The organism is Kribbella sp. NBC_00482 (assembly GCF_036013725.1).
Lineage (GTDB): Bacteria > Actinomycetota > Actinomycetes > Propionibacteriales > Kribbellaceae > Kribbella.
This window is the reverse complement of the sequence record NZ_CP107881.1, coordinates 6667170-6679939: the sequence shown is the minus strand read 5'-3', so window position 1 is coordinate 6679939 and position 12770 is coordinate 6667170. Positions and strand designations below refer to the sequence as shown.

At 68.8% G+C, this 12770-nt stretch carries 12 protein-coding genes; 7 read left to right on the top strand and 5 right to left on the bottom strand.

Annotation, left to right across the window (positions count from 1 at the left end; genetic code table 11):
* The first annotated feature begins 17 nt into the window (after nt 1–17).
* The 4 genes from OHB24_RS32380 to OHB24_RS32365 all read left to right on the top strand — a co-directional run bounded on the left by OHB24_RS32380 (nt 18) and on the right by OHB24_RS32365 (nt 3591).
* A complete protein-coding gene (locus OHB24_RS32380) occupies nt 18–1574 on the top strand; it encodes an ATP-dependent DNA ligase (protein WP_327634668.1) in 1557 nt (518 codons plus the stop codon).
* Nucleotides 1567–2241, top strand: a complete 675-nt coding sequence (locus OHB24_RS32375) for a class I SAM-dependent methyltransferase (protein ID WP_327634667.1) — start codon at nt 1567–1569, stop codon at nt 2239–2241. The genes OHB24_RS32380 and OHB24_RS32375 overlap by 8 nt, the downstream gene beginning before the upstream one ends.
* Before the next feature lie 45 nt (nt 2242–2286).
* Nucleotides 2287–2643 (top strand): hypothetical protein, encoded by a 357-nt coding sequence (locus tag OHB24_RS32370; RefSeq protein ID WP_327634666.1) that lies wholly within the window; start codon nt 2287–2289, stop codon nt 2641–2643.
* Nucleotides 2644–2718: 75 nt separating this feature from the next.
* Nucleotides 2719–3591: a helix-turn-helix domain-containing protein gene (locus OHB24_RS32365; protein WP_327634665.1), complete on the top strand. Its 873-nt coding sequence runs from the start codon at nt 2719–2721 to the stop codon at nt 3589–3591.
* Here the strand turns inward: OHB24_RS32365 and ctaD are convergent, their stop codons facing one another.
* The 3 genes from ctaD to OHB24_RS32350 are packed head-to-tail and all read right to left on the bottom strand — an operon-like array spanning nt 3592 to nt 7029.
* Nucleotides 3592–5346 (bottom strand): aa3-type cytochrome oxidase subunit I, encoded by a 1755-nt coding sequence (gene ctaD / locus OHB24_RS32360; protein WP_327634664.1) that lies wholly within the window; start codon nt 5344–5346, stop codon nt 3592–3594.
* A gap of 55 nt (nt 5347–5401) precedes the next feature.
* Complete coding sequence (locus OHB24_RS32355) at nt 5402–6202, bottom strand: LLM class flavin-dependent oxidoreductase (protein ID WP_327634663.1); 801 nt, start codon at nt 6200–6202, stop codon at nt 5402–5404.
* Complete coding sequence (locus OHB24_RS32350; RefSeq protein ID WP_327634662.1) at nt 6202–7029, bottom strand: alpha/beta fold hydrolase; 828 nt, start codon at nt 7027–7029, stop codon at nt 6202–6204. Before OHB24_RS32350 ends, OHB24_RS32355 begins: the two co-directional genes overlap by 1 nt.
* Before the next feature lie 84 nt (nt 7030–7113).
* Between OHB24_RS32350 and OHB24_RS32345 the strand changes: the two genes are divergently transcribed.
* Nucleotides 7114–7983, top strand: a complete 870-nt coding sequence (locus OHB24_RS32345) for a LysR family transcriptional regulator (protein ID WP_327634661.1) — start codon at nt 7114–7116, stop codon at nt 7981–7983.
* Here the strand turns inward: OHB24_RS32345 and OHB24_RS32340 are convergent.
* Complete coding sequence (locus tag OHB24_RS32340) at nt 7980–9938, bottom strand: DUF1906 domain-containing protein (RefSeq protein WP_327634660.1); 1959 nt, start codon at nt 9936–9938, stop codon at nt 7980–7982. The genes OHB24_RS32345 and OHB24_RS32340 overlap by 4 nt on opposite strands.
* Before the next feature lie 234 nt (nt 9939–10172).
* Here OHB24_RS32340 and OHB24_RS32335 point away from each other — a divergent pair, with 234 nt between their 5' ends.
* Nucleotides 10173–10748 (top strand): TetR/AcrR family transcriptional regulator, encoded by a 576-nt coding sequence (locus OHB24_RS32335; RefSeq protein ID WP_327634659.1) that lies wholly within the window; start codon nt 10173–10175, stop codon nt 10746–10748.
* A 60-nt stretch (nt 10749–10808) separates the two neighbouring features.
* Complete coding sequence (locus OHB24_RS32330) at nt 10809–11996, top strand: Cmx/CmrA family chloramphenicol efflux MFS transporter (protein WP_327634657.1); 1188 nt, start codon at nt 10809–10811, stop codon at nt 11994–11996.
* Here OHB24_RS32330 and OHB24_RS32325 read toward each other — a convergent pair.
* Nucleotides 11954–12751, bottom strand: coding sequence for a TIGR02569 family protein (locus OHB24_RS32325; protein WP_327634656.1), 798 nt, complete (start codon nt 12749–12751; stop codon nt 11954–11956). The two genes, OHB24_RS32330 and OHB24_RS32325, sit on opposite strands and share 43 nt — an antisense overlap.
* Nucleotides 12752–12770: the final 19 nt, after the last annotated feature.

Here is a 12770-nt window from a genome sequence, read left to right as displayed (position 1 = left end):
TGAGTGACACTTGGGACATGTTGCTCACCGAGGTGGTCGAGACGTCGGCCGCGCTGGCCGGGACCCGGTCGCGGCTGAAGAAGGCCGAGTTCATCGCCGGCTTGTTGTCCAAGGCCACCGAACCCGCCGAGATCGAGATCGTCGTGACGTACCTGTCGGGCGAGCTGCGGCAGCGGCGTACCGGGGTGGGCTGGCGGACGCTGATGGACGCACCGGATCCCGCCGCTGAGCCGGCGTTGACGGTCGAGGAGGTCGACGCCACGTTCGCGGAGCTGGCGGAGATGTCGGGCACCGGCGTCCAGGCTCGCCGACGGGCGGCCGTGGACGGGTTGTTCGGGCGGGCGACAGCGGACGAGCAGCAGTTCCTGCGATTGCTCGTCGGTGGTGAGCTACGACAGGGCGCGCTCGACGGCGTGATGGCGGATGCGGTTGCGCGCGCGACGGGCATTCCGCTGGACAAGATTCGGGCTGCGGCGATGTTGCGCGGGGCGGCTGCTCCGGTCGCGGTCGCCGTACTGACCGAGGGCGAGGCTGGGCTCGCGCAGTTCGGGCTCGAAGTCGGTCGCGGGGTGCAGCCGATGCTCGCGCAGTCGGCGACGAGTGTGGCGGAGGCGTTGGAGAAGACAGGTACGCCGGCCGCGCTCGAGTGGAAGCTGGACGGGATCCGGATTCAGGCGCACCGGGACGGCGAGAAGGTCGTCGTCTACACGCGGACGCTCGACGACATCACTACGCGGGTGCCTGAGGTGGTGGCCGCCGTGCTCGCGCTTGATGCGCAGCAGGTCGTGCTCGACGGCGAGCTCATCGCGTTGCGGTCCGATGGCCGGCCGGAGCCGTTCCAGGTGACGGGGTCGCGGACGGCGACCCGGGCTGCGACGGGGCCGGAATCGGTGCCGCTCACGCCGTACTTCTTCGACATCCTGCATCAGGACGGTGAGGATCTGCTCGGGCTCGACGGGGCGACGCGACAGGATTGGCTGGCGAAGCTCGTGCCCGAGGAGCGGCGTGTGCCGCGGCTCGTGACCGATGACGCGGAGGCCGGTCAGGCGTTCTTCGCGGAGGCGGTGCGCCGCGGACACGAGGGTGTGGTGGTGAAGTCGCTGACCGTGCCGTACGAGGCCGGCCGGCGCGGTTCCGGATGGGTCAAGGTCAAACAGACGCACACGCTCGACCTGCTCGTGCTGGCGGCGGAGTGGGGTCACGGGCGGCGGACGGGCTGGTTGTCGAACCTGCATCTGGGCGCGCGGGACGCGGAGACCGGCGAGTTCGTGATGCTCGGGAAGACGTTCAAGGGGCTCACGGACGAGCTGCTGCGGTGGCAGACCGAGCGGTTCCAGGAGCTCGCCGTACGGCGCGACGACTGGGCCGTTTACCTCCGGCCGGAGGTGGTCGTGGAGATCGCGTTCGACGGCGTACAGACCTCTCCGCGGTATCCGGCCGGGATGGCGCTGCGGTTCGCCCGCGTGATCCGGTATCGCGAGGACAAGCGGCCTACCGACGTTGATACCGTGCAGACGGTGCGCGAGATTCACCTCGGACCCGGTACCGCAGAAGAGAGTGTGGGCGATGAGTGAGGACCCGGATGTCGTGTCGCGGCGGATCGCGCGCGAGTCGCTCGACCGGGACGACCCGACCGGCTGGTTCGAGAACCTGTACGCCGCCGCAGCCGAGGGCTCCGCGGTCGTCCCGTGGGATCGCGGTACGGCGCACCAATTGCTGCTCGAGTGGGTCCAGGAGTCCGCGCCGGACGGTGCGGACAAGACGGCGCTGATCGTCGGCGCGGGCACCGGATGGGACGCCGAGCTGATCGCGGACCGCGGGTACGACACGACCGCGTTCGACATCTCCCCCAGCGCGATCGAGACCGCGCACCGGAACCACCCGGACTCGAAGGCGCACTATCGCGTCGCCGATCTGCTGGCGCCACCGGCCGACTGGCACCACGCGTTCGATCTCGTCGTCGAGATCTACACCGTGCAGGCGCTCCCGATCGCACTGCAGCCCGAGGCCGTCAAGCACGTCACGTCGCTCGTGGCCCCCGGAGGCACCTTGCTGGTCATCGCTGCCGCACGGCCCGACGACCAGCCCGACGACGACATCCAAGGTCCGCCCTGGCCGCTCACGCGCGCGACGATTCAGTCGTTCGCCGCTGCGGATCTCCGGCTCATCCAGCTCAGCCAGTCGCCCAGCCCGGCAGACGCAAGCGTCCTGCGCTGGCGGGCCGAGTACCTGCGCGACTAAACGTGCCGGCCGATTTGCTCGGCGATGCCACTCGACTGCCGTCTGGTGACGGTCGAACTGGACGAGACGCGTGTGGCTGCGGCTCGGCGGGTCTTCGCGGAGGAGCCGCGGGTTGAAGTGGTGCACGGGGACTCGTTCGACGAGTTGGCGCAGCGGGCGCCGTTCGACCTGCTCTTCGCGGACGGCGGAAGTCAGCCCGCGGCGATCGTCGACCTGCTGCGGATCGGCGGGCGACTCGTGAACGACGACGTGACGCCGGTGAACCTCCTGCCGGCCGATTCGCCGTACCGCGAACACGACCCGAAGCGAGAGTTGTTCTTCGGCGATCCACGTCTCGTCGCGGCCGAAGCGGTCCTGCCGGACCTCCACAACTCGCTACTCGTAGGCACCCGAGTGCGCTGAGTACGGTCAGTCGCCGAGCTGAGCGGCCTCGGATTGCATGGGAACATCTGTTCGATAATCATGTAGACTTGGGTTATGGCGGGGCGAAGTGTGGTGGGGCCGACGGCGCTGCGGATGATGCTCGGGAGTCATCTGCGGGAGCTGCGTGAGCGCGCCGGCGTCACTCGCTCCGATGCCGGCTGGGCGATCCGCGCTTCGGAGTCGAAGATCAGCCGCCTCGAGCTCGGCCGGGTCGGGTTCAAGGAACGCGACGTCGACGATCTGCTGACGTTGTACGGCGTACAGGACGCACGCGAGCGCGATCGGCTGCTGGAGCTCGCCCGAGAGGCCAACGACCCGGGCTGGTGGCATCGGTACGGCGACGTCACGCCCGAGTGGTTCGACTCGTATCTCGGGCTCGAGGCGACCGCCGAACTGATCCGGACGTACGAGATCCAGTTCGTGCCCGGCCTCTTGCAGACCGCGGATTACGCACGCGCCGTCGCGCAGCTCACGCCGGGCGGCGCTCGTACCGACAACGAGATCGAGCGGGTCGTCGCTCTGCGCACCCGTCGGCAACGTGTGCTCGACCGCGAGCCGCCCCTCAAGCTCTGGGCCGTCATCGAGGAGTCCGTGCTGCACCGGCCGATCGGCGGTCCCGACGTACTGCGCAACCAGCTCGGCGCGCTCCGCGAAGCCGTCACCCGCCCCAACGTGACCGTGCAGATCATCCCCCTCGAAAGCACCGGCCACGCTGCGACCGGCGGCGCCTTCAGCCTGCTCCGCTTCCCGCAACGCGACCTGCCCGACATCGTCTACCTGGAACACCTCACCAGCGCGCTCTACCTGGACAAACGCGACGACGTAGAGGCCTACACCCAGGCCCTGGACCTCCTGGCCTCGACCAGCCCCTCCCCCCAACAAACCGAACACGAGCTGACCCGGCTGCTGGAGCGCTTGCCGGCCTGACTACCGCTCACTCCCGCCCTTCAGATGCTCCACGCGGCCTTGATCCTCGCCCGCGTCCAGCAGACCGTCCTCAGGCGCCCGGTTGGCGGCGTACTCGGTGATGGCGATCTGGGGGTGGTGGAGGTCGAAGGCTGGGGACTCGGAGCGGATTCGCGGGAGTTTCTCGAAGTTGTGGCGGGGTGGTGGGCAGCTGGTTGCCCACTCGAGTGAGCGGCCCCAGCCCCACGGGTCGTCGACCTCCACGCGTGGCGTACGGCGTGACTTGTAGATGTTGTAGAGGAACGGCAGCGTCGAGATTCCGAGGACGAACGCGCCGATCGTCGACACCTGGTGCAGGACGGTGAAGCCCTCGCTCGCCCGGTAGTCGGCGTACCGTCGCGGCATCCCCTCGACCCCGAGCCAATGCTGCACCAGGAATGTCGTGTGGAAGCCGACGAACAGCAACCAGAAGTGCAACTTGCCCAGCTTCTCGTCGAGCATCCGCCCCGTCAGCTTGGGCCACCAGAAGTAGAACCCCGCGAACATCGCGAACACGACAGTGCCGAACACGACGTAGTGGAAGTGCGCGACCACGAAGTACGAGTCGGACAGCTGGTAGTCCAGCACCGGCGACGCGAGGATCACGCCGGTCAGACCGCCGAACAGGAACGTGGCGAGGAAGCCCACCGACCACAGCATCGGCGTGTCCAGCGACACCGACCCGCCCCAGATCGTGCCGATCCAGTTGAAGAACTTCACGCCGGTCGGGACCGCGATCAGGAACGTCATGAACGAGAAGAACGGCAGGTTCACCCCACCCGTCACGAACATGTGGTGCGCCCACACCGCGATCGACAACGCCCCGATCCCGAGGGTCGCCGCGACCAGGCCGTAGTACCCGAAGATCGGTTTGCGGCTGAACACCGGGAGGATCTCGGTGATGATGCCGAAGAACGGCAGCGCGATGATGTATACCTCGGGATGCCCGAAGAACCAGAACAGGTGCTGCCAGAGCAGGGCGCCGCCGTTCGCGGCATCGAACACGTGCGCACCGAGCGTGCGGTCCGCTTCCAGGATCAGCAACGCCGCGGCGAGGATCGGGAACGCGATCAGCACCAGGATCGACGTGACCAGAATGTTCCAGCAGAAGATCGGCATCCGGAACATCGTCATACCGGGCGCACGCATGGTGATGATCGTGGTGACGAAGTTGACCGCACCGAGGATCGTGCCCAGACCGGCCATCCACAGACCCATGATCCACAGGTCTCCCCCGATCCCCGGCGATCGCGTGCCGCCCGACAACGGCGCGTACGCCGTCCAGCCGAAGTCGGCCGCGCCGCCCGGGCTCAGGAACGCGCCGAGCGTGATCAGCCCGCCGAACAGGAACAGCCAGTAGCTGAACATGTTCAGCCGCGGGAACGCCACGTCCGGCGACCCGATCTGCACCGGCATGATGACGTTGGCGAACCCGACGAACAGCGGGGTCGCGAACAGCAGCAGCATGATCGTGCCGTGCATCGTGAAGAGCTGGTTGTACACCTCTTCGTTCACGATCTGCAGCCGCGGCTCGGCGAGCTCGGCGCGGATCACCAGCGCCATCACGCCGGCGATCAGGAAGAACGCGAACGACGTGACGAGGTACAGCTGGCCGATCACCTTGTGGTCGGTCGTCGACAACAGCCGTCCGATCACCTGCCCCAGCGGCCGCCGCCCCACTTCGGCAGCGGTCGAGGAGCGCTCGGTGACTCCGGCATGCCCGCTGACACTGGCCATAAGCCCCTCCGTACTACGGCATCCCTTCGATTAGACACCTATGGATCGTCGTGAGCTACCTCTGAGGACCGGCCGCGATCATCGCGCGTACGTCGGCCAGGCGCAGTGTCGCGGGGTCGACGTCCATCAGGCACCACGTCGCCCCGGCCTCGGCGTACGGGCGTGGATCGACCGACGGCTCCAGAGCGACCGCGATGTCGTAGTCGTCGAGGTTGCCACGCAGTTCACGCAGTACGGCGGCAGGCTCGGCCAGCTGATCCGGTGATGTGAGGTTGACCGGGAAGAAGCCGTCGTACCGCGCCGCTCGCCGGACGGGCTTCGCGTTGCCCGGGAAGCCGGCGAGCCACACCCGTACTCGGCCGGCCACCGGGCGTGGCAGGAACTGCACGTCGTCGACGAGGTAGTGCTTGCCGTGGTGGTTCACCGGCTCGCCCGTCCACCCGGCAGTGAGGATGTCGAGCGTCTCGTCCATCCGCTCGGCGCGCGCCCGGTCGTCCACCTCCTCGCCGGTCTTGGAGTACTCCTGCGCGAACCGGTCGCTGCCCAGCCCGACGCCGAGGATCAGCCGGCCATTCGAGAGGCGGTCGAGGGTCGTTGTCTCACGCAACAACTTGGTCGGCCGCCGGCGGGCGATCGGCGAAACCATCGGGCCGATCCGCAGTCGTTCGGTCGCGGTCGCCATCGCGCTCATCGTGATCCACGGGTCCGAAACCTCGCGGATCGGTTCTCGCCACCACAGCTGGTCCCACAGGAAGAACCCGTCCCATCCGGCCTCCTCGGCCGCCGCCGCGAGCCGCGCAACCTCCACCGGATCGGACAACTCGTCAAACAGCGGCAGCCAAACTGCGTACTTCATCATCGCTCCCCAGCAAGCGCAGTGTGGTCGACAAGCTCGTCGACAAAGGTCTTCCAGTACGGCGCCGACAGCCCGTGCCCCATGCCCGCTAGCACTGCTAGCCGAGCGCCCGGCACCGCGTCGCGGATCGCTTCACCGTGCGGCAGCGGAAGCAGCGGATCCGCATCGCCGTGCAGCACGAGAACTGGCATCGACAGGTCGCCGAAGCCACCGTTCCGCGGTCCGTCGAACGTCATCGCGAAGTGGTTCGTCAACGAGCCCTCGAAGTTCCGCGCTCGCGCCATGTCCTCCCGCACCAGAGCGCGCGCGTCGGCCTCGTCGAAGTGGCCCGCCGCCTCGGCTTCGATCGACCGTACGACGTACTCCTCGACCGCAGCGTGGTCGGCGAAGTCCGGCCAGCCCAGCCGTGGCATGTCGGCCGACGGCGGCGGGAGGCCGTCGTCGCCCGTGCTCGTCGACACGAACGTCAGCGAAGCGACCCGCGACGGGTGGTCGACTCCGAGCATCAGCGCCGTACCGCCCGACATCGACTGCGCCACCACGTGCGCCCGGTCCGCACCCAGCGCGTCGAGCAGACCGACAGCGTCTGCCGCCAGGTCGCTCATCGCGTAGCCCGGCGCACCGGTCGGGAACGACGTCGAGCGGCCGGTGTCGCGCTGGTCGTAGCGGATCACGAAGCGCCCGCGCCCGGCCAGTTCGGTGCACAGCCGCGAGTCCCACCAGAGCATGGACGCCCCGGCGCCGTGGATCAGCAGGACCGCGGGATCGGCGGGGTCGCCGTACGTCTCCGCGCTGAGTTCGACGTTGTTGACTGGGTAAGTTGTCATGCTTCGACCGTAGAAGCAGGCGATCATCATGAAAAGCGATTGATTCTTATCAAAGCGATCGCCATCGGCGATAGAGTGCCGAGTATGTACGAGCTACGTCACCTGGCGACGCTGGCCGCTGTCGCCGACGAGGGATCGTTCGGCCGCGCCGCGAGCAGGCTCAGGTACACCCAGTCGAGCGTCAGCCAGCAGATTGCGATTCTGGAGAAGGCCGCCGGCGGTCCGCTCTTCGACCGGCCCGGTGGACCGAAGCCGGTCCGGATCACCCCGCTGGGCACCGTCGTCCTGCAGCACGGACGCGACCTGCTGCGTCGAGCGGACGAGATGCGCGACGGCATCGAGCGGTTCCGGGCAGGTGACAGCCGGATCGACATCGGCACGTTCCAGACCGTGTCGAACACGCTGCTGCCGCTGGTGATTCGTCCACTCCGCGACGCGCACCCGGGGTGCGACATCCGGCTGTTCGAGGAGGAGACCGACGATCCCGACCTCGCCGGGCTCGACCTGATGTTCTTCGACGGCCGCGGCGGCGACGGCATCGAGGACCTCAAACTGCTGGACGACCCGTACTTCCTCGTCGCGCGACCCGGCGACTTCCCGGCCGGGCCGGTCGCACTCGAGATGCTCGACGGACTGTCGCTGGTCGCGCATCCGGCGATCTGCCACCAGGCCGTCGTCGAAGACTTCCTGAATACTCGCGGCATCAGCCCGCAGGTCGTGTTCCGCACCGAGGGAAACGAGGCGCTGCTCGCGATGGTCCGCGCCGGCCTCGGTGCGGCACTGATGCCGCGTCTCGCCGTGCTCCGTGACGACGAGAGTCTGGCGCTGCATCAGCTCACGCCAGAACTCCCGCCGCGGGAGATCTTCTTGCTATGGCAGGCAGGCCGCACGCACTCACCGCTTGCGGCGCACGCGATCGAACTCGCGCGGAGTGCGGCGGCCGCCCTTGTCTAGCTGACGGTGAGGACCTTCGAGGCCGTCTGCGTGCCCTGGTGGTCTGCGTCCGCCAGCCACACCACGCGGTACGTGTACGTGCCGCGTGCGGTCGGCTTGATGCTGAACGCGTACTTCCCGTTCGTCGTCAGCTTCCCGGTCGTCACGGCCACCCACGACGTACCGGAGCGACGCTGCAGGTACGCCGTCGTACCGGCATGGGCCGGGTTCAGGTAGCCGTACAGCAGGGTCGATCCGCCGAGCGTGATCGCCGCCGGAGTCAGGTACGCCGACATCGCCGGGTGGACCTGGACGAGTGGCGCCGTGCTCCGCGTCCCGAGCACGCCGGTGGCGCCGTTGTAGCCCCACATGTAGTACGTCGACACCGCCGGCTTCTGCGACGTCGTCGCCACACCGTTGGCGTCCGAGGTGAACGTGCCGACCGTCGACCACTTGCTGGCGGTCTTCGCCTTCGAGTACAGCACCACCGGTACGCCGGCCAGCTTCGCGCCGTCGAGCCGGGTCACGGCCGTCGACAGCGTCACCGCGCCGGTGTACATGATGGAGGCCGCGCTCGCCCCGATCGTCGCCTTGGACCCGACCAGCCGTACGTCGACGCCCGGGCCGATCTTGCCCTTGCTGTCCTTCACCCACACGCGATATGCGTAGCTGGCCGAGTTCGCCAGCCCGGTGTGGGTGAACAAGCTCGCCGTGCCGTTGTAGATCGGCGTACCGGACGTCGGCAGCGCCGGCGGTGTCGAACCGGACGCGGCGCGGACCATGATCTGTCCGAGCGTCGTGTTGGCGGGCTTCGTCCAGCGCAGCGTGGCGGCCGCGACCCCACCCGACACGGTGAAGCTGCTCACCGGCGGCGGCGGAGCGGTCAGGTTCAGGTAGTTCCGGTCGATGGACATCGTGACGCCACCGTTGGTCTCGCTCACATCGCCCGCGAACTGGTGCACCCGCTGGTGGTTGCTCCAGTACGTCGCCGGGATGAAGCGCGTCGTACCGACCGGGGTCGATCCCCAGTGCGCGAACCAGATGTTGTCCGGCCGCGTGTACGCCGTACTCGTGTAGGCACTCGCCAGATCAGCAGCGCCCGAGGCCGCACCGACGTACGCGCCGCCGAGGTAGCCGCGCGAGTTCAGCTCCTGCGTCCACCCGCTCAGGTACGACAGCACGGCGGCCTTGCAAGCAGCAGTCGACGTGTAGGCCTCGATGTCGCTGTAGATCGCGCTGCGCTGCGCGAATCCGAGCGCCTGCGCCGCGGTGACCGCGTTGATCGCGGCGTTGCGCCCCTGGATCAGGGCGGTCGAGGCGACCGACGACATCCGGCTGTTGTACGTCGTGCACGGTGCCTGCAGGCCGACGTCGATGAGCAGGAACTGCCAGCCCTTGCTCGCGTTCGTCGCAACCCAGTTCGCGGTCAGGTTCGGCTGCCCGCACGCCCGCAACCCGCCGCTGATGTAGATGCCGACCCCTTGGTACGTCGGCCGCCACGCGTCCATCGCGCTCTGTGCCGGCGCCGCGCAGGTGTCGAACCCGTTGCCGGCGTAGTTGCCCGTCGCAACGATCGTCGGCGCGACGGCGGCCTGCTCGGCGACGCGCGCCGACGGCGTCTTCGTCACCACGCGGCCGGTCGCGAGTACGCCGTTCGCGGTCGCCTCGGCACCCGGCGCGTAGTACGCCGTCGCCAGCACGCCCGCGTCGACGACCGCACGACGGAGCAGTCCGTCGCTGGACGGCTGCGACGTGGTCAGCGGCTCCAGGATCAGGCCGGAACTCCGGCCGACGAGGTGCGCCGGGCAGTTGGCCTGTGCCGTGCTGCGGCCCAGGTACACGGCCGGCTGATCGAGCCGGACGCAGGCGGTCGGGTTCGCGGCCAGGTCGACGACAGGCCAACTGGCCGGGACCGTCACCTGATAGCCGCGGTACGAGACGGTCTTGGTGTCTTCAGCGGTGGCCGGTCCGCTCATGGCGATTCCGGCGACCAGGCCAAGGGCAAGAGCGAGCCCCCCAGGTCTGAACAACCTCACATTGCTCCCCAGTTCATCGTTGGACGGTGCCCCCAAGTGAAGGCGAGCGCCTGCGCTCCTGTCGAAGAGCTTCCGGCACTCGCCTCGATGCCCAGATGCTATCGGCGCAGCAAGTGCGGTGATCGGGCGGTCTGTTTTGGATCGATCAGTCCATAACGTGCTAGGCTCGGCGGTATGCCGAGACCGAGGACCTTCGACGAGGACCGTGCCGTGGACGCCGCGATGCGGGTGTTCTGGACGTCGGGCTACGAGGCCACCTCGACACAGGACCTCTGCGCGGCGACCGGGCTCGGCCGGAGCAGCATCTACAACACCTTCACCAGCAAGCGCGACCTGTTCGACCGCGCCCTGCAGCGGTACGTCGACCGCTTCACCGCCGCCCAGCTCGAGGTCATCCAGGACGCGACACTGCCGATCCGCGAGCGGGTCCGGCAGATCCTGTGGGCGGCAGTGGAGCCGGATCCCGGCGAACCGGCCGGCTGCTTCGTGATCAACACGATCGTGGAGCTCGGCCCGAAGGACGCCGAGGTCGTCGATCGCCTCGACCGCGATCACGAGGCGAAACTGGCCGCCCTGACCACCGCCATCCAGGCGGCGCAGGCCGCCGGCGAGCTCGACCCGGAGCAGGACGCGGCCGGACTCGCGACGTACGTCTTCACCGTTCTCGGCGGTCTGCGCGTGGCCGCCCGCCGCGACGCGACCCCCGAGAGTCAGCGGGTCGTCGTCGAGGCAACGCTCCGCAACTTCTGACATCCCGCGGTTCACCATGCCCACGTTTTGAACCGATCGATCTAATATTGAGAGGCTCTCATGCCCCGCGCTGTCTATCTGCTCGGCCTGGCGATCTTCGCCCAAGGCACCTCCGAGCTGATGCTCGCCGGTCTGCTCCCCGAGATCGCGACCGATCTGAACGTCTCCATCCCCGCGGCCGGCCTGCTGATCTCCGCGTTCGCGATCGGCATGCTCGTCGGCGCACCGATCCTGGCCGTCGCAACGCTGCGCTGGTCCCGGCGGGCCGCGATGCTCGCGTTCCTGGTGATCTTCACGCTCACCCACGTGGCCGGCGCTCTCACCTCGTCGTACGGCGTGCTCGTCGCGACCCGGGTCGCAGGCGCCTTCGTGTACGCCGGTTTCTGGGCGGTCGCCTCCGTGACCGCGATCGAGCTGGCGGGGCCTGCAGCGCGCGCGAAGGCGATGAGCGTGCTGGCGAGCGGTCTCACCGTGGCCACGATCGTCGGGCTGCCTGCCGGGACGTTGCTCGGTCAGCACCTCGGTTGGCGGTCGGCGTTCTGGGCGGTCGCCGTCCTGTCGGTCCTCGCGATCGGCGGTGTCGTCGCGACGATCCCCCGGGGACGCTCAGAGAGCGCTCCCCAGCTGCGTCTCGAGCTGCGCAGCATGGCGAATCCGCAGCTCTGGCTCGCGTACGGGACGACGGCGCTGTCGACCGGCGCGATCCTGGTGATCTTCAGCTACCTCGCTCCCCTGCTCACCGAGACCACCGGGCTGTCCGCGGCCTGGGTGCCGGTGATCCTGGCGCTGTACGGCGTCGGCGCGCTGGCCGGTATCACGATCAGCGGACGCACCGCGGATCAGCGACCGTTCAGCACGCTGGTGATCAGCCTGACCGGAGTGATCGCCGCAGCGATCGTGCTCGCGCTCGCGACCGGCACACCGTGGCTCGCCATCCCCGCGATCATCGGCGTCGGGACGTTCGGCTTCGCCACCAACCCGGCGGTGAACTCGCGGGTGTTCAGCGTGGCCGGATCCGCACCGATGCTCGCCGCCGCCTTCAACATCTCGGCGTTCAACGTCGGCATCACGGTCGGTCCCTGGCTCGGCGGCCTGGCCATCGACGCAGGCGCGGGCTATTCCGCGGTCGGCTGGATCGGCGCCGGGCTCGGAGTGCTTGCCTTCGGCACCATTCCGCTCGCCGTCCGGGCCGCGGGCCGCACCGCTCAGCCGGCGTACGAGAGCGCAAGCTCGATGACCGGCGCGTAGCTAGCGCGGCGGGCGTCCGTCCAGGTCGCGGCACCGCCGGCGAGGTCGTCGGTTGTCATGCGGTAGATCAAGGCACGCACGAGCATCTGGCCCCACTCGGGCAGTTGTGCCCAGCGTGCCGCGAGATCCGGTTCGGCGCCGTACCAGCAGAGGGCATCGGCGACCGCGACAGCCGCCGCCCAGGACGGCGGTCGCCAGTAGACCGGCCAGTCGATGATCGCCGGCGGGAGACCGTCGGCGAACATCACGTTCCCGGGCAGATCACCGTGCACCACTTGCGCCGCCAGGTCCACCGGCCGCCACGCGGCGACGAGCGGCCCGACCAGGTCGACGTACGCCGTACTCCCCTCGACCGACTGTTCTCGCCAGGCGACCCGGTCGCCGTCCGCCCACGGATCGTGGCGCGCGTCGATGAACTCCGGCCACGGCAGCCCGGCGACAGCCTCATGGAACGCGGCCGCGGCGGTGAGGACCTCGTCCTGCCGCCGCACATCCGTCGCGCCGACCAGCAACTCACTGGCCTCCCACCCGAACGCGACCCATGCACCATCCCGGGCCCGCACCGGCCGCGCCACCCGAAACTCTCCGGACTCCGGCAACGCGCTCAGCACCTCGGCGCGCCATGCGGACTCCGCGTCGACGCGCTTGACTACGACCGCTCCGGAACGCCAGGTCTCACCCTGTCCTCCCGGCAGCCGCACCACCGGCGCTGCCAGCCCGAAGGCATCCAGGACCTCATTCGACGGACCATGCATGCCTGGGGACGATACAGCC